The 16,868-nt window shown below is 58.4% G+C and carries 16 protein-coding genes and 3 pseudogenes; 7 read left to right on the forward strand and 12 right to left on the reverse strand.

Features of this window, described 5'->3' with window-relative positions:
* The 8 genes from PAF12_RS11275 to urtA form a co-directional block, all read right to left on the reverse strand.
* Complete coding sequence (locus PAF12_RS11275; protein WP_271107033.1) at window positions 1-555, reverse strand: HupE/UreJ family protein; 555 nt, start codon at window positions 553-555, stop codon at window positions 1-3.
* Window positions 556-564: 9 nt separating this feature from the next.
* Window positions 565-867: an urease subunit gamma gene (locus PAF12_RS11280; RefSeq protein WP_271107034.1), complete on the reverse strand. Its 303-nt coding sequence runs from the start codon at window positions 865-867 to the stop codon at window positions 565-567.
* A gap of 10 nt (window positions 868-877) precedes the next feature.
* Window positions 878-1,681 carry an urease accessory protein UreD gene (locus tag PAF12_RS11285; protein WP_368045139.1) on the reverse strand — a complete coding sequence of 268 codons (804 nt, stop codon included), beginning with the start codon at window positions 1,679-1,681 and terminating at the stop codon, window positions 878-880.
* 206 nt (window positions 1,682-1,887) lie between these two features.
* Window positions 1,888-2,595, reverse strand: a complete 708-nt coding sequence (urtE, locus tag PAF12_RS11290; protein ID WP_271107036.1) for an urea ABC transporter ATP-binding subunit UrtE — start codon at window positions 2,593-2,595, stop codon at window positions 1,888-1,890.
* A 2-nt stretch (window positions 2,596-2,597) separates the two neighbouring features.
* The gene (gene urtD, locus PAF12_RS11295; protein WP_271107037.1) at window positions 2,598-3,338 is read right to left on the reverse strand and encodes an urea ABC transporter ATP-binding protein UrtD; all 741 of its coding nucleotides are present in this window, start codon (window positions 3,336-3,338) and stop codon (window positions 2,598-2,600) included.
* Window positions 3,335-4,558 (reverse strand): urea ABC transporter permease subunit UrtC, encoded by a 1,224-nt coding sequence (gene urtC, locus PAF12_RS11300; RefSeq protein WP_271107038.1) that lies wholly within the window; start codon window positions 4,556-4,558, stop codon window positions 3,335-3,337. The genes urtD and urtC overlap by 4 nt, the downstream gene beginning before the upstream one ends.
* A 3-nt stretch (window positions 4,559-4,561) precedes the next feature.
* The gene (gene urtB / locus PAF12_RS11305) at window positions 4,562-6,463 is read right to left on the reverse strand and encodes an urea ABC transporter permease subunit UrtB (protein ID WP_271107039.1); all 1,902 of its coding nucleotides are present in this window, start codon (window positions 6,461-6,463) and stop codon (window positions 4,562-4,564) included.
* Between the two features lie 58 nt (window positions 6,464-6,521).
* Window positions 6,522-7,805: an urea ABC transporter substrate-binding protein gene (urtA, locus tag PAF12_RS11310; RefSeq protein ID WP_271107040.1), complete on the reverse strand. Its 1,284-nt coding sequence runs from the start codon at window positions 7,803-7,805 to the stop codon at window positions 6,522-6,524.
* A gap of 328 nt (window positions 7,806-8,133) precedes the next feature.
* Here urtA and PAF12_RS11315 point away from each other — a divergent pair.
* Window positions 8,134-8,400 (forward strand): annotated as a pseudogene (locus tag PAF12_RS11315) (transposase); the annotation flags it as partial.
* Between the two features lie 81 nt (window positions 8,401-8,481).
* Window positions 8,482-8,598, forward strand: a pseudogene (locus tag PAF12_RS11320) (transposase); the annotation flags it as partial.
* Window positions 8,599-8,834: 236 nt separating this feature from the next.
* On the opposite strand, the pseudogene PAF12_RS11325 reads toward PAF12_RS11320, so the two are convergent.
* Window positions 8,835-9,602 (reverse strand): annotated as a pseudogene (locus PAF12_RS11325) (IS110 family transposase); the annotation flags it as partial.
* A 62-nt stretch (window positions 9,603-9,664) separates the two neighbouring features.
* On the opposite strand from PAF12_RS11325, the gene PAF12_RS11330 reads away from it, so the two are divergent.
* Window positions 9,665-10,452, forward strand: a protein-coding gene (locus tag PAF12_RS11330; RefSeq protein ID WP_173485039.1) for an IS5 family transposase whose coding sequence is annotated in 2 segments (ribosomal slippage) — window positions 9,665-10,004 and window positions 10,004-10,452 — 789 coding nt in all. Because the reading frame shifts where the segments join, the coding sequence is not laid out codon by codon here.
* Here PAF12_RS11330 and PAF12_RS19020 read toward each other — a convergent pair.
* Entirely contained in the window at window positions 10,371-10,700 is a 330-nt protein-coding gene (locus tag PAF12_RS19020) for a hypothetical protein (protein WP_368045141.1), read from the reverse strand. The genes PAF12_RS11330 and PAF12_RS19020 overlap by 82 nt on opposite strands.
* 217 nt (window positions 10,701-10,917) lie before the next feature.
* A complete protein-coding gene (locus tag PAF12_RS11335) occupies window positions 10,918-11,664 on the reverse strand; it encodes an SDR family NAD(P)-dependent oxidoreductase (RefSeq protein WP_271107041.1) in 747 nt (248 codons plus the stop codon).
* A gap of 536 nt (window positions 11,665-12,200) precedes the next feature.
* Here PAF12_RS11335 and PAF12_RS11340 point away from each other — a divergent pair.
* From PAF12_RS11340 to PAF12_RS11355, 4 genes are all read left to right on the forward strand, one after another.
* On the forward strand, window positions 12,201-12,563 hold the full coding sequence (locus PAF12_RS11340; protein WP_271107042.1) for a carboxymuconolactone decarboxylase family protein: 363 nt from the start codon (window positions 12,201-12,203) through the stop codon (window positions 12,561-12,563).
* 51 nt (window positions 12,564-12,614) lie between these two features.
* Window positions 12,615-13,472, forward strand: a complete 858-nt coding sequence (locus tag PAF12_RS11345) for an SDR family NAD(P)-dependent oxidoreductase (RefSeq protein WP_271107043.1) — start codon at window positions 12,615-12,617, stop codon at window positions 13,470-13,472.
* A gap of 309 nt (window positions 13,473-13,781) precedes the next feature.
* Window positions 13,782-14,972: a CaiB/BaiF CoA-transferase family protein gene (locus PAF12_RS11350; RefSeq protein WP_271107044.1), complete on the forward strand. Its 1,191-nt coding sequence runs from the start codon at window positions 13,782-13,784 to the stop codon at window positions 14,970-14,972.
* Window positions 14,973-15,090: 118 nt separating this feature from the next.
* Window positions 15,091-15,840, forward strand: a complete 750-nt coding sequence (locus tag PAF12_RS11355) for a GntR family transcriptional regulator (RefSeq protein ID WP_271107045.1) — start codon at window positions 15,091-15,093, stop codon at window positions 15,838-15,840.
* Window positions 15,841-15,899: 59 nt separating this feature from the next.
* Here the strand turns inward: PAF12_RS11355 and PAF12_RS11360 are convergent, their stop codons facing one another.
* Entirely contained in the window at window positions 15,900-16,814 is a 915-nt protein-coding gene (locus PAF12_RS11360; RefSeq protein ID WP_271107046.1) for an NAD(P)-dependent oxidoreductase, read from the reverse strand.
* Window positions 16,815-16,868: the final 54 nt, after the last annotated feature.

Consider the following 16,868-nt stretch of genomic DNA (forward strand, 5'->3'; position numbering starts at 1 on the left):
CTACCCCGCGACCGCAAGCGCAGTACCGCCGATAGCCGTCAGCAGTCCGGCTGCGCGGATTGCCGTTGCTGAGATGGCCTTGCCCATTGCGATGCCCAGCCCATGCAGCATGGCCGTCGCCGCTGCAAATCCTGCCGCGTAGATCATTATCCCGTTTGCCGGACCCTCCGCCCCATGCGCCCAGCCATGCGCCGTACCAAAAACCGCCGCTGCGCTCAGCATGACCGACAACGGGACGCGCACCGCCATTGCAACTAGCGCGCCGAGGACGATGCACGAGGCGAGGATCGTCGGCTCTACTATGGGAAGTCCCACCCCCGCCGCGCCGAGCGCACCGCCAAACAGCATCGCGCCGACAAAGATCAACGGCAAGGCCCAGAGCGCCCGCCCGCCAGTTTGCGCAGCGAGCAGGCCAAGCGCGACCATTGCAAGCATATGATCCGCACTGCTGAACGGATGGTTGAAACCGGAAACGAAGCTGCCGGATTCATGACCTGTATGAGCAAGCGCGGCAGAGGGCAATAAGGTGGCCAGAAGGATCGGAATACTTCTCATTGCGGTTTCCTATCGGATTGGATGGTGAACGGTGACGAGCTTGGTGCCGTCGGGAAACGTGGCCTCGACCTGAACTGTCTCGATCATGGACGGCACGCCTTCCATGCATTGATCAGCGCGGATAACCTCTCCACCCGCCGACATCAGCTCGGAGACGCTGCGCCCGTCGCGTGCGCCCTCGATCACGAAATCGGTGATCAGGGCAATCGCCTCCGGGTGGTTCAGCTTGACACCACGTCCGAGTCGCCCGCGCGCAACCATGGCAGCGAGACTGATCAGCAGCTTATCCTTTTCGCGTGGGGTGAGGTTCATGCCGGATCTCCTATGACTGCCAGACGCGGGGCAGGCAGCCCGGTCGGAGTATCTCGATCAGCCGTGCCATCTGGCGACGCAGCGGCCATGCGTCAGGCGACAGCGCGCGCAGGATCAGCCGTCCCGGCAGGGCAGAAGCCGTCGCGGTCACCTCGGGCTCGGCCAGGGCGGCGCGTAACTCTGGCAGACGGTCCTCTGCATGGGGTTCGGACAGGATCAGTACGGCGAAGGCCCGCGCATTTTGCAGCAGTGCCGGTGTGCCTGCGCGTCTGGGTCCCGCGTCGTCGAGGCGAAACGGATCGTAAAGCTCAAGCCGCCCGTTCCGGCGAATACAGCGCGTGTCGGACAACGTGAGACGCGAGGGATTTTCTCCCATTGCCGCGCGGCCCAGAACGATTGTTTCCAGCCCCAGAAATGCCGCGTCGCCTGTCAAATCGATTATGGTATCGCGGCGCAGCCTGGCACCGTCGAATAATATGGTTTCTTGCGGCAGCCAGTTCGCCGAACTGCCCTCAGCCGCTGTGATATGGACCATTGCCTGTGCAGGACTGGCCTCGGCGCGATAGGCACGCTCCGCCGTCTGAGTGGTGGCCGTGATCTGCATATCCGGGCCAATAGACAGCCGGTATTCCAGTTCATCATCCGATGTCAGCCCGCCGGATGTGTTCAGAAACACAATCTCTGGGACGGGGCCGTAGCTACGCGGGATCATCGCCTTTGCGCTGCCGGATTGGGACAATCCGGTCAACCGCCCCGCGGCCATTGAGACGGCGGCACTACCGGTACTGCGTTGAAGACGGATCACATCGAACATGTTTTGACGCTAGCCCTGGCAGGGAGGGAAGTTCATCCGAAACCAGACACAAACGGGTGCCGGAACCGGATGTGCCAAAGAAACGGGCAAGGAGGGAAACCCGTGGTCATGAGGCAGGCACGCCTTGAACGCCGATGACCAGATCTGGTGCCCTTTGATCCCGTGCGTGAGCGCTCCGCCTAAGTGAAGAGGATTGACGGGATTCATCAAGCCGCCGCGAGGCTGGCCAGCCGGTTGTGCAGCAGGTCACGTTGCAGCCGCGCCTTCGGGCCGTCGATGACCACCTGCCCGCGTTCCAGCACGCTGAAACTGTCGGCGAGATCCCAGGCGAAATCGAAATACTGCTCGACCAGCACGATCGCCATATCGCCGCGGTCGCGCAGGGCGGAAATTACCTTTCCGATCTGGGCGATGATATTGGGCTGGATGCCCTCGGTCGGTTCGTCCATCAGCAGCACCTTAGGACGAATCACGAGCGCACGGGCGATGGCGAGTTGCTGCTGCTGCCCGCCGGACAGATCGCCGCCCCGGCGTTGTGCCATTTCGGCCAGAACCGGGAAGCTGTCATAGATTTCGTCCGGCACCTTGCGTTCCCCGGCGGCGAGACAGCCGAATCCGGTTTCGAGGTTTTCTCGCACCGTCAGCAGCGGAAATATCGCGCGTCCCTGCGGCACATATGCCACGCCGCGCCGGGCCATCGCCTGTGCGCTCACACGGCCCAGCCGCTCCCCCATCAGCCGAAGCTCACCGCCCGAGCGTGGGAGGCGCCCGGCGAGCAGATTCATCAGGCTGGTCTTGCCAACCCCGTTATTGCCCATGACGCAGGTGACGCGCCCGGGCTCTGCGGTCAGAGAAACCCCGTGCAGGATCTGCGAGCTGCCGTAATGCAGCGTGACGTTTTCAGCTTCGATCATTTTCAGCGCCCCAGATAGACTTCGATCACGTCGGGATTGGCCGACACATGGTCCAGCGAGCCCTCCGCCAGCACGGAACCCTGATGCAGAACGGTCACCTTGCAGTTCAGCCTGCGGACAAACTCCATGTCATGTTCCACCACGACGACCGCACGGGTTTCCGCCAGCCGTTTCAGCAGGGTCGTGGTCTGCTCCCGCTCGGCCAGCGTCATCCCGGCTGCGGGTTCGTCGACCAGCAAGAGGCGCGGTTCCTGCGCCAGCAACATGCCGATTTCCAGCCATTGTTTCTGGCCGTGCGACAACTCCCCCGATTTGCGGGGCAGGTAGTCGGCCAGCCCGACCTCTGCCGCCAGTTCCCCGACCCGCTGCCGAGAGGACGCATCGGACTTCCAGAACAATACACGGAACGGCCCGCGTGCCGCCTTTAGTGCCATCATCAGGTTGTCCGCAACGCTCTGATCCTCGAAGACGGTCGGTCGTTGGAACTTGCGGCCGATGCCTTCGCGGGCGATCTGCGCCTCTGACATCCTGAGCAGCGATCGCGAGACCTCTCCCCATAAAACCACACCGCTGTCCGGGCGGGTCTTGCCGGTCACGATGTCCATGAATGTGGTCTTGCCAGCCCCGTTAGGCCCGATAATCGCGCGCAGCTCTGCAGTGCCGATATTGAAGGACAGATTGTTGATTGCCTTGAACCCGTCGAAGCTCTTCGACACACCGGATACTTCCAGAAGCGCGCTCATGCCTCTGCCTCCCTTTCCTGCAATGACCCGAGATCCGGACCGAGATCCGTTCCATGCCGATTGGGATGGCGCAGTCCGGCAATGGCGTCGATGATCGAGGACAGGCCACGCGGCGCGAACAAGGTCACCAGCACAAAGGACACGCCAAGCAGCACTTGCCACCAGTTAACCCATTGGACCGTGTAGAAGCCGAGGTTCAGATCGGGCGCCCGCCCGCCGGTGAACCAGCTTGACAGAAGCGAGACGGCAACCGCGCCGATGACCGCGCCATAGAGCCGTCCGCGCCCGCCGATTGCGACCCAAACGGCCAGATAGATCGAGGCAATGGGCGCAAGCTCTGCGGGATTGATGATGCCCGCCTGCGGATAGTAAAGCGCCCCGGCGATAGCGCAGATCATCGCGGTCAAGGTGAAAATGAACAGCTTGTAGCCTTCGACCGAGTAACCGAGGAACCTGACCCGCGCCTCGTCATCGCGGATCGCACGGATCACGCTGCCGAACTTTCCTGCTACCAGCCAGCTCGCCAGCAGGTAGCACAGCGCAAGCGCAAGCGCCGAGGCCCAGAGAAACCAGACCGAGATCACCGATTGCGGCGTCTCTGTCAGGCCGGGGATGTTCTGCAAGCCCGACAGTCCGTTATTGCCGCGGAATCCGCTGTCATTTTGAAACAGCCAAAGTGCGAGTGCCAGCGTCATCGCCTGCGTCAGGATCGACAGATAGACCCCGTTGACGCGCGACCGAAAGGCCAGCCAGCCGAAAATCAGCGCAAACAGGCCCGGCACCAGAACCACCAGCAAAAACTGCATGGGCAGGCTGCCCGCGAAGGTCCAGCTCCACGGCAGATCGCTTGAGCCGACGACGCCGAAAATCTGGCTGGCGATGCCCTCTTTCAGCTCTGTCGGGGTTGGCGGGATCGGGGCGTTGGCCATGGTGGCGGCAACGATTTCCCCGGTGCGGGCATACATCAGCCACATCCCGATCATGTATCCGCCAAGGGCAAAGAATGCCATGTGGCCAAGCGACAGGATGCCCGCGTAGCCCCAGACCAGATCCATAGCAAGCGCGGCAAGCGCCAGACACAGCGTCTTGCCAAGCGTCTTGACTGTCGAGGTCGGCACCGCGCCATTCCCGTAAGCCTGTGACATCAGCGTCGCGGCAATGGTGAAGATCGCAAGGACGGCAAGAAAGATCAGCAGGGATGGGTTTTTACGAATGAACATGGCTCAGCCCTCCACAAAGCGACCGCGTGTCGGGAATATGCCGCGGGGCCGAAACTGGATGAAAATGATGATGAACAGGATCATCCATGTCTGCGCGGCCAGCGTATTGGCCGGGTTCAGCACCTCGATCCATTTCTGCAAGCCCCCGATCAGCGCCGCACCCGCCAGCGTCCCCCAGATATTGCCGACGCCGCCGACGACAACGGTCATGAAGCTTTGCACGATATAGGCCTGCCCAAGCTCGGAGGTGACTTGTGCAAACAGCCCGATCGCGACGCCCGCGATGCCCGCAATCCCGGATCCCCATCCAAACGTCATCATTGCCACCCGGTCGGGATTGATCCCCATTGATGCCGCCATACCGGGATTCTGTGTCACTGCCCGCATGTTCAGCCCCAGCCGCGTGCGTTTGGTGATGAACAGGAACAGAGCCAGAAACAGCAGCGCCAGAACGAAGATGGCGACCCTGATCGTGGAAATCGAAACCATCTCGCTGAAACTGATGGACCCTCCCAGCCAGTCTGGTGCCGTCAGGGGACGAGCCTGCGTGCCAAAGATATTCTTGGCAAGCTGCTGCAACGCGATAGAAACGCCGAATGTCGCCAGCAGCGTCTCCAGCGGGCGATTGGCCAGATAGCGGATAACCAAACGGTACAGGACCACCCCAGCCAGTGCCGTCACGAAGAAGGCCAGCGGCAGCGCCACGATCAGCGACAGCGTGCGATTGGCGATAAATCCCTGCACAACATAGCCGGTATAGGCTCCCATCATTATGAACTCGCCATGCGCCATATTGATGACGCCCATCACTCCGAAGGTGATTGCGAGTCCGATCGCCGCAAGGAAATAGATCGACGCGAGCGACAACGCATCAAGCGCAATATCCGTACCCTGCGCCAGCCTCTCGCGGGTTTGCAGTGCATTCAGCGCCTCGCGCGCGGCATCGGTCACCTCGGCTGAGGGTTCGGTATAAACATCCGCAAAGATATTCGCCTCAAGAGCCGCATCGACCTCTGCCGCCGTGGCAGCGGGCTGAACCAGCCCCTGATCCGCAAGCACTGCATAGGCACGGTCGCGGCTTTCCATATCGTTCAGCTCATTGACGGGAACACCGCCGACCCGACCGTTCTCGATATGTTGCGCCAGCGCTGATTTCTGCGCTTCATCCGTCAGCCGCGCCCGGGCAAGTCCGGTTTCCACCAGCAGTCGATAGGCCTCGTCGCGGGTGATGTCCTCATCGACACGCAGGTCACGGGCAATATTCGCCCCGGCCGGCAGGTTATCCCCCGCAAAGCGCGTCGTTGCCAGCAGAGGGTTCAGCCGCGCCTGTACATCGCTGGCGGTATTGCCGGCAAAGCTCTCGATCGCCAGGACACGCGCCGCCGGATCAGTGTCGAAGCCGATGGTCAGCAACCGTTCCAGCCGCAGTTTCTGCGCCGCGATATCAGGATCGGGATCGTCCAAGGCTCCGCGCAGCGCCGCCAGGTGTTCCGGTGCTGCGTTCCGGCCAAGCGCATCAAGTGCCGCCCGCCTGCGTGCTGGGTCGGGATCGGAAAGCTGGGCTGGAACCAGAGCCGCCGCGATCAGGCCCCGCACACCGGAATTCGGTCGCAGCATGTCGATTTCCGCAGTGATCGCCGCGCCTGTAACGGCATCGGTCGCCGTCTCCTCTCGCAGAATCGCAAAACGACCGTCTCCGGTCAGACCGACGCTACGGTCGCCCCAAGCCTCAAGAAAGGCGACCGCACCGTCACCGCTTGCAGCGATTTTGTCGATCACCGGACCGATTGTCTGGCGAGAGGGGCGCTCGATCTGTTCGCGATTGGCGTCCAGAACGGTGCCGAGATCCTGTGCCCACGCGGGGACCGTAAGCAGAATCAACAGGAAGATTAGAATAGGGCGCATTCCGAGCCTTTCCGATAGTCCAAATGGGGCGGCACATGACCGCCGCCCCGTAACGATGTCAGTAGTTTGATTGAACCTGCACGCAGTTGCCGGTCTCGGTATTGAACATGCCGCAGGCCTTGCCCGGCCAATCAGCATCCAGCACCGCCGAATCTGGCAGGAAATCGGTCCAGGCATCGCCCGGCACCGGGTCGGTTTCGCTGACGATGTCGAACTGGCCATCCTCGCGAATTTCACCGATCAGCACCGGCTTGGTCAGGTGATGGTTCGGCAAAACCGTCGCTGTCGAGCCGGTCAGGTTCGGCACCTCGACACCGACAATGGCATCCAGAACCGCATCGGTTTCCGGGCTGCCCGCCGCCTCGACCGCCGCGACCCATGCGTTAAAGCCGATCATTGTGGCTTCCATCGGGTCGTTGGTGACGCGATTTTCATCGCCGGTGAAGCTGCGCCACTCCTCGATGAAGGCTGCGTTTTCAGGCGTGTCCGCACTCTCGAAATAATTCCACGCCGCCAGATGCCCGACGAGGTTTTCGGTATCCAACCCCGACAGTTCTTCTTCCCCGACCGAGAATGCCATCACCGGCAGATCCATGGCCGAGACACCCGCCGCGGCAAGTTCCTTGTAGAAGCCCACATTCGCGTCGCCGTTGATGGTCGAGACCACGCCCACCTGCTTGCCGTCATTGCCGAGTGCAACGACGTCAGCCACGATCTTCGACCAGTCGGAATGGCCGAACGGGGTATAGTTGACGAAAATATCCTCTTCCGCGACGCCGTTATCCTTGAGATAGGCCTCAAGGATGGTGTTGGTGGTGCGCGGATAGACATAGTCTGTACCAAGCAGCGCCCATTTTTCGACGCCCAACTCGTCACGCATGTAGTTCACAGCCGGAATAGCCTGCTGGTTCGGGGCAGCGCCGGTATAAATGACGTTTTTCGAGGATTCCTCGCCTTCGTACTGCACCGGATAGAACAGCAGCCCGTTCAGCTCCTCAATCACCGGAAGAACGGATTTGCGACTGACCGAGGTCCAGCAGCCGAAAATCGCGTCGACACCCTGATCCGAGATCAATTCCCGGGCTTTTTCCGCGAAAAGCGGCCAGTCCGAAGCCGGATCGACGACAACCGCCTCGATTTGCTTGCCGAGCAGCCCGCCCTTGGCGTTCTGCTGCTCGACCATCATCAGGACCGTATCCTTCAACGTCGTCTCCGAAATCGCCATCGTGCCGGATAACGAATGCAGCACCCCAATCTTGATTGTGTCGTCTTGCGCCCATGCGACGCCGGTCAGCGTCAGGCCAAGCGCGCTGCCAAGAAGAACGGATCTGAAACCCTGCATGTCTTTCCCTTTCGGGCCGCACAGGCTCAACCGCTTCCCGTCGTTCGGGCGCGGTGCTAAACCACGGCGGCAACATCGTTGCATCCGTGCGGCGGCATCGTTTTCCAGTCGGTTGCCGTCGCACACAAACGGTCGCTGCGACCGTTCGCAGTTGCAGAAGACGATTGGCTTCTTCGGGAAGGCAATCCGCTGAGGTTATTTGTGTCGCGTGTCACCGCCATATGATGCTCTGGGCATCATCAATTTCTTTAAATGCCCAAACTCCGGGCAGGTTTGAGATCAATCTACTTCTGAGGAACTGGAGCGCGAACTTGCCATCAAGATTGGAGAGATCTTCGGCATCGTGGAGGGTCCCAAGGAGGATAAATCCGGCTGGTCGGCCTTCCTGCTCCACCTGGTGGATCGTGGGCTGTCAGGCGTGCAACTGATCGTCTCGGACGCCTGTCGCGGCCTTGTCGAAAGCGCGGCCGAGTTCCTGCCCGATGCCGGGTGGCAGCGTTGCGTCGTGCATTTCTACCGCAACGTCTTCAGCCTCGTGCCTGCTGGCAAGGTTCGTGACGTCGCCAAGATGCTGAAGACGATCCACGCGCAGGAGGATCACAGGGGGTAATCCCTCCGGAAAGTAGGGGGCTTTAAAAGTAGAATTTTCTCGGCAAAGTGCACGAGGAGATTTCGTATGAAGACCAGCAGATACACAGAAGCGCAGATACTCGCGATCCTGCGGCAGGCCGAAGGCGGTGTGCCTGTAGCCGAGCTGTGCCGGGAGCACGGCATGAGCAGCGCATCGTTCTATATCTATGGATGTCTCTCCCTTTGCAAGGTTTCTTCGGATCAGATCTGACGGCATTTCCCTGGTTGCAAACATCTATCCGGCGTCGCCGTTTGGATGGCGCGCCCAAATGGGAATTCCGCATGGTGAGCCTCAACAAATGGTCGGCCTCAGGGGCCATTATAAAAGCCAGGTTCCTCACACACCGGAGTTTGCCGGTCGGTTCATTTCCTTGGTCGTCTTGCAATCCTCTTCTTTGCTCAGGCGTGAGCGCGGAACTCTTCGTTTCTTCGCAGCATCGCCCAGATGATGCGCGCGTTCTTGTTGGCGACCGCGACAATGGCCCGGTTCATGCCGCGCCTTTCGCGGATCGAGTTGACCCATCTGCTGAAGGCGTCGGTTCGTCCTTGCGACACGCGGACGACTGAGCGGGCGCCATGGATCAGCAACGTTCGGAGGTGTTTGTCCCCGCGTTTGCTGATGCCCATCAGTAGGCGTTTGTCGCCACTGGAATGCTGGCGTGGCACCAGACCCATCCAGGCTGCCATGTGCCGTCCGTTCTTGAACTCTTTGCCGTCGCCGACAGCGGCGACAACAGCCGTTGCCGTTTTGGAGCCGACACCGCAAATCTGGGCGATCCGCTGGCAATCCGGGTTTGATCGGAAGACTTGATCGATGCGCCTGTCGAAGGCTTTGATCCGCGCATCGAGTTGCAGCAAGAACTCGAACAGATCAGAGATGATCTCGCGGGTCATGTCCGTAAGGCCGTTAGATCGATCCTCCAATATCTCAGGAATGCGCTGTCGCGCCCGTCCCAAGGTCAAAGGGATTGTGACACCTCGGTCGAGTAAAAGACCCCGCATCTGGCAGGCCAAGGCCGTGCGGTGGTTCACCAGTCGTCGGCGCGCGCGGTGCAGAGCCTGAATGTCTTGTTGCTCTTCGTTCTTGGGCGGGACGAACTTCATGTTAGGTTGCATCAGGGCGGTACAAATGGCTTCTGCATCGTTGCGGTCATTCTTCTGATGCTTAGGTCGTGTTGACAAAAGGGATTCACATCAGGCTTTGAGCATGATTCAAGCTGGCATCTGCGATGGAGACCAGCTTGGCACGAGACCTTATGTCGGACGAGGAATGGACGTTCTTTGAGCGCTTCATCCTCGCCGTCCGCGCCCCGAACGGGCGTAAACCCACCAACCACCGCCTCGTTCTTGATGGGATTTTCTGGATTGCCCGAACCGGGGCGCCTTGGCGCGATCTTCCCGGGGAGTTCGGCAAGTGGTCGAGCGTCTATCGGCAATTCCGGCGCTGGACGTTGGCCGGGCTCTGGGAGGACATCATGGAGGCACTGAACCAGAGCGGAGCTGTGCCAAGCGCCCTGCAGATGATCGACAGCACCGTAATCCGCGCCCACCATCAGGCAGCGGGCGCTAAAGGGGGACTCCACGACAGGGTTTCGGCCGTTCTCGAGGTGGCTTTACGACCAAGATCCACCTCCTCGTCAATGCACACGGGCTTCCCATGAGGACAGAGATCACGCCAGGCCAGACGTCGGACTATCTCGGCTTCGATCTGGTGATGGCGGATAATCTGCCCCGCCCGAGCGTGCTGCTCGCGGATCGCGGCTACGATGCAGACAAGATCAGAGACGGCATGGAAGCGCGCAACGTCCTGCCCGTGATCCCGATGCGAAAGTCCCGCAAGAAGCGGATTGGTGTCGATCGCTCGCTGTATCGCCTGCGTAATCTGGTCGAACGCTGCTTCAACAAGCTCAAGAACGCCAGGCGTGTCGCGACCCGCTACGACAAGACGGCGGAAAGCTTCCTCGGCTTCATTGACATCACGTCGATCCGTCTCTGGATCCGCCATTTGTCAACATGACCTAAATACGGGCCCAGCTGGCTTCCGAGCCAAGGTTGCGTGATAGTCGAAAAAATGAAGAGCGCGAAAAACATGCCCATCATCATGAAATCGCCTTGGGCGAAGTTCACGACTCTCATGATCCCGAAAATCAGCGCCAGACCAAAACACATCAGGCCGTACATCGCGCCCAATAATAATCCGCTGACCAAAGCCTGTAGAGCAGCCTCGGTTAATATTTCCCACTCGCTCAAGTAGATCCCTCCCAATACAAGACTTAAGTGACGTCTCGCCCTGCCCGGCTATCAACGGAGTATCGGCGGGACAGCACTGACAATCAGCCAGTCAGCAGCGGCTGCTGCACGGACAATGGCGTCAAAGCGAACTTAGCAAGCGACAAATTTTGTAACGCACCAAGCAGTTTAGCCTGCATGCTGCTGGACCACCCCTGCTCCTGACCAAAAGCGTACTTTCCCGATGCTCCGCTTAGAGCCCGGCCACCGTGAACCCACCGTCAATTTTTAGCCGGGTGCCGGTAATTGAGCGTGCACCTTCAGATGCCAGAAACACCGCGGCAGCACCAATCTCTTCAGCGGTTGCAAGCCGCTTTAGCGGAGTCAGATCTATACGGCTCTTCCATCCGTCCTCGTCAACCAGCGCCAGCGTGCCTGGCGTTACAACTGAACTTGGCGCGAGGGAATTCACCGTGATCCCATAAGGGGCGAGTTCTCCGGCTTGTTGGCGTGTGAGGGTGTCGATCGCACCCTTTATCGAGCTGTAAACCGCACCTCCGGGGATCGAAACATCAACCCCGATCGACGACATGTTGATTACTGAACCACCCCCGCGTGCAATCAAATGGGGGGTCGCGGCCTGTAAAGACCAAAACACGCCCTTGATGCCCACATCGAGCATTTTCGCTGTGATGCCCTCGTCCATCTCGACCAGCGGTGCGTATTTGAACAGAACGGCGTTGTTTACAACGACGTCCAGCCCACCTGCACTGGCGGCAAATTCATCAATGGCCTGCTTTACAGCCAGTCTTTGCGTGATATCGCACTCGTATGCGAATGCCGTACCGTCAGGAAAGGTCGCTACGGCCTGCTTCAACTCCTCGGCCTTTAAGTCGAGAAGGCCGACGGTGGCACCTTCCGCAGAGAAGGCTCTGGCGATTGCCAGCCCGATCCCCCCACCGCCGCCGGTAACAAATACAGATCTCCGTGTGGTACGCACGATGCCCTCCTTCAACCGCATCGGACTCAGCAGGGATTAACGTAGGGCAACCCATGTTTGCCTGTCAACCTATTTATAGTTTTTCTATCTCAGCGCTCTTTCGGCTCAGTGGCAGGCCCGACACCATCGCGCCGTGACGGGGTCCCAAGACCGGAACGCTATTGGTAGCCACCGGACTCACCCGGGAGGAAGAATCGCATTGCAACGCACCCCGACCCGACCAGTAATCCGCTTTGCGCCAAAGCTCAGCATCAGTCCCGCTGCCGTTCATGGGTCATTCATCTTCATGTTGGCCCGCTTAGCCAGTTCGCCGCGTGCGGCCGCACACCGGGCCCGGGCCATCCACCTGTAAGGCCATATTCCCAACCTCAGCAAGCACCCGCTGAGTAGAAGGTGTTCCAATAATAAAACTATAGACGATACTTTGAGTTATTGATATGCACAGCGGGTACTGGGCGAAATTTTCCAACCATATATAGGACGCAGCGACGCCGCCTGCCGCCAATCATAGACAGAAGGAACAAAGGGGTTTGTTGATGAACGCAGCAGAGAAGGGACGATCCATTCAGGTCGACATGTTTGGTGACGACATGATGGCTAGAAGGGCAGAGACTACGACACCGTTCAATAAGCGAATTCGTGACCTGATCGAAACCTATTGCTTCGGCGAGGTTTGGGGCGACGAAACACTGACTAAGCGCGAGCGGAGCCTTTTGGTCATGGCGATTCTGGCCACGCTGGGACGTACACCTCAGCTGAGACTTCATATTGGTGCCGGCATTACCAATGGCTGCACGGCCGAAGAAATCCGGGAGGTCATGGCACAGGTGGCAATTTATGCCGGTATCCCGGCGGGCGTGGAGGGTACGGAAATCGCGGAAGGCGTTATAAAGGGATAGGCGGTTCGGGCTAAGTAAGATGGTACCGCAGCCAGGTGCGGTTCGCTCGGCATGACCCAAAAGGACTTGCGGGTTGGTTTCGCAGATCGTCAGCCATCAGAAATCTGGTATAAAATAGGCACGGAGGTACAGGATATGGCCAGGCTCGACGGGAAAGTTGCCGTAGTTACAGGTGCGGCGGGCGGTATAGGTGCGGCTGTTGTGCGCCGGTTTGTTGCAGAAGGCGCTCAGGTTTTTCTGACGGATCGCGATCCTGTATTGTTGTCAGCCCTCTGCGAAGAACTTGGTGACAGAGCGGACTTTTCTGTCGCTGATATTTCTGACGAAACCGACGTTAGAGCAGTCTTTAGGGGCGCTGAGGATCGGTTTGGCCCCATAGACATCGCGGTCCTCAATGCCGGAATTGTGGGAAAATTTGGTGAGATTGGCGCACTGTCGGCAAGCGATTTCGACCAGGTGATGGCCGTGAACGTTCGGGGTGTCTTTTTAGGCTTGTCGTGGTTGATGCCTGTGATGAAGGCGAGGCGTTCGGGTTCCATCACAGTTCTATCGTCTACTGCGGGCTTGCGAGCTTCGACAGGGCTTGCGCCATACGTGACCAGCAAACACGCTGTCATCGGCATGATGCGAGCGGCCGCGATAGAGGGCGCGGCATACGGGGTGCGCGTTAACACGGTCAATCCGGGGCCGATCGAAACCGAAATGATGCGTAAAATCGAGCGCGGACGGAAGAGCGAGGCTGCAGACCTGGCATATGCTGCCACCAAAGGTAAAATTCCTATGAAAAGATATGGTCAGCCCGAAGAGGTCGCAGCACTAATAACGTTCCTTTCTAGCAGCGAGGCTTCATATTGCTCGGGCAATACCTATCTGGTGGACGGCGCTGCAATTGCGGGTACTGCGAGTTAAGAAGAAAACGCCTGGACATTGCAGGCTCTCCGTCTGCCCGAACGGCATACCGCGACCGAGTCGCCACGCGTGGCGGCAACAAAATCGGCGTAAGCAAGCGATTGCTGATGCGACCGGCAGTTTGCAACCTTGCCACGTTGACCGATAGTTCTATATTTAATACTATAGCTATGGAGACTTAGATCTCCGTCTGCAGGTCTGGAAAACCGGCACGTCTGGAATACCGGGCCCAAAATATAGCGTTCTCAAAAAGGGCCGGCTTCGCCAGAGCGAGGAAAGCGGTACTCTCAGGATAAGGATTTGGGGGAGATGAAGCCATTATTGGGTATAACAGTACTGGATTTGAGCCGGGTTCTGGCGGGCCCCCTCTGCGCTCAGACATTGGGCGACCTGGGCGCGAATGTCATTAAACTGGAAACTATCGGTTCGGGCGACGAAAGCAGGACATGGCCTCCGTTCCACAACGGTGTATCAGCGGCTTACCTCATGGCAAACCGCAACAAGCGCAGTGTGGCCATCAACCTCAAGTCGAGCGACGGACAGAAAATTCTGCATCGGCTGGTTGAAAGTGCTGATGTGGTGGTCGAGAGTGCAGCCACAGGAGTCAGCGCGCGGCTGGGTGCGGACTACGAAACTCTCAGGTCGATAAACGAAAAGATCATCTACTGTACTATTTCAGGGTTTGGGCGCACCGGTCCGCTCAGGAAGGCGCGGGGTTACGATGTCATTCTCCAGGCCTACAGCGGGATGATGAGCATGACCGGCTACGCGGAGGGTGGGCTTGTGCGGGTCCCATATTCGCCGATCGATCAGACGACCGGCCATCATGCGGTAACCGGTATCCTGGCAGCGCTGCTGGAACGTGGAAGGACCGGCAAGGGCACATACATTGAAGTTTCGTTACTAGAAACCGCGGTCAACTTCCTGAATTATAACATCCAATCTTATCTAGTAACTAAAGAACTTCCGGCCCGCCCGGGCTCGGCACATCCGGGAATCGCACCATACCAAGCGTTCGAGACTGCGGATCGTGCCGTGATAATCGGGATTGCCAACGACAAGTTGTGGCGAGCGTTCTGCAAATCGTACGGTGTCGATGAACTGGCCGAGGACCCACTGTTTCTGACAAACAGGGACCGGGTGCAGAACCGCGCTGCGGCAGTAGAGGTCGTACAGTCGATTGTCCGGGATATGGCGTCCGCGACGCTCTTAGAACAGCTCGAGAGTATCGGGATACCCAGTGCACCTGTGAATACTCTGGAGGATCTCATTCGTTCGCCTCAATTGAAGGCAAGGGGTATGCTGCAGGAAATTACCGGTGACGGCGCATGTGCCGGCGCATGGTCGGTGCCCTTGCCGATACTGTTTGATCAACATGAAAGAGGTCTTGGAAGCCCCCCCCCGCGCCTGGGCGAACACACTTCGCCGGTACTGCGTGAAGCGGGGTTTTCGGACGAGGAGATCAGATCATTTGAAGGCGCAGGTGTCGTGGCAAGCTGAAATGTTCTGACGAAAAACCTTGCAGGATAGCTTCCTTTCGAGTTTGCGTATAAGGTAGGCCGGTTAATGTAACTATTTGCGTTGAAGGTCGTATACCCGGTCTGGAAGGATGATTGTCATGACTATGCCTAAACTCAAACAGGGTTCTGTGACGCTCTATGCGCAGCTGGCAAACATCCTGCGAGATAAGATCTATTCGGGTCTCTGGCAGAACGGCGAATCTATTCCGACGCTTAACGAGCTTGCCGATGAGTTCGAGGTAGCGCGCGTGACGGTGCGTCAGGCAGTAAACCTGCTGAGCGAAGAGGGTCTGCTTTCGAGTCACCGTGGCAAAAGAACTCATGTAACATGGGTTCCGCCGAGCGGGTCCGAGAAGCCGCTGTTCCTGTCCGTCGGAATTCCTGAGCATGACTCCGCTACCTACACCGTCGACATATTTGACTACCAGGAATTTGAAAAGCTGCCACCACGGCAGTTTGAAAAAGGCACCAGCGATGGACCATATGTGCGCATTCGCAAGCGCGACCTATACAACGGGGTTCCATATACTTGCTCGGAAAATTTTGTTCGGATTGACGTATTTCGTAAGTTTCGCCCGGGTGGAGAAACTTTCTCAAAAATTGCCTGGCTGATCAAAGATGTCATGGCTTCAAAGGCCATGACCGGATATGAGTATATTCAGGTAGGTATGCCAACGGATGAAGAGTGCCAGAAGCTTCTTTGCCCATCCTCCATACCAGTAGCGCGTATCACGCGTACCTTCCTTGATGCGGAGGACCAGGTAATCCTTTACGGCAACTACACTTATAACGGGAAAGAGTTCGGGTTAGTGCGCGATATTTCCAGCTATATTCAAAGCGGCCGGTAAAGTGCAGATCATGTTCGCCGGGCCAGACTACAATCATTATTGGCCAAAATCCCTGTCGATCAAGCAGATTGCGCGTTCGGTTCGTGACCGAAAGTTGCGCCTGCCCAATTCTCATAAATTTGGATTACCTTGCCGTAGTCTTCTTTGCCCATGCCCTGCTGCATCGCGAATGCAAACACGTTAACGACGACCGGCAGAAGCCAAAGCGGCGCACCAAGCTTCTGCGCTTCGTCACAAAACAGTTTGACGTCCTTGTGAACAAGCTCGGTCGCGAAGCGCATCGGAAAGCTGCGGTCAAGGATGCACTCAGGGATTTTTACTTCTGTCGCAAATGACCGCCCGCTTGAACAGTTGATGATATCAAGCATCTGCTTTGGATCGAGACCTGCTTTTGCACCGAAGACGAGGCCCTCATAGCTGGCGATGACCGAGGCTGCAGAAAGTACGTTGTTCACCAGCTTCATGGTCTGAGCCTGCCCAGGCACAGGCCCTACGTAGAAAATAGACTTGCCGATCAGATCCAGCAAGGGCTTCGCGCCGTCAAATGCCTCTCGGCTGCCCGAGCTCATAAGCGTCAGCGTTCCTTTTTCAGCGCCACCGACGCCCCCGCTGACAGGGCAGTCGAGGTATCCAATTCCTTTGGCTTCGAGAACGCCAGCCAGCTCAGTGGCCACGGAACTTCCGGTCGTCGAGAGATCGACAACCAGGCGCAGTCGTTCAGAGCCCGAGCTTGCAATCCGGGTTACGACAGCCTTAACTGCCGGAGGCGTCGGAAGGCTGAGAAAGATAACGTCCGCTGCGGCGGCCAGATGGTCCAGCGAGGCAGCAATATTAAAACCTGATCTTGTCGCATGATCGATCACCGTCTGTTCACGATCGAAGATGTGCACCGGAATATCCGATGCCAACAGCCGCGTCGCCATATGGCGACCCATGTTGCCCAGGCCGACGAAGCCGATATCTTTCCATTCCATATCAGACAATTCCTTCAATTTCGTGATGGCGTCGTGCCCAATCCGCAGCGAGCT

Source organism: Paracoccus sp. SCSIO 75233 (genome assembly GCF_027912675.1).
Taxonomy (GTDB): domain Bacteria; phylum Pseudomonadota; class Alphaproteobacteria; order Rhodobacterales; family Rhodobacteraceae; genus Paracoccus.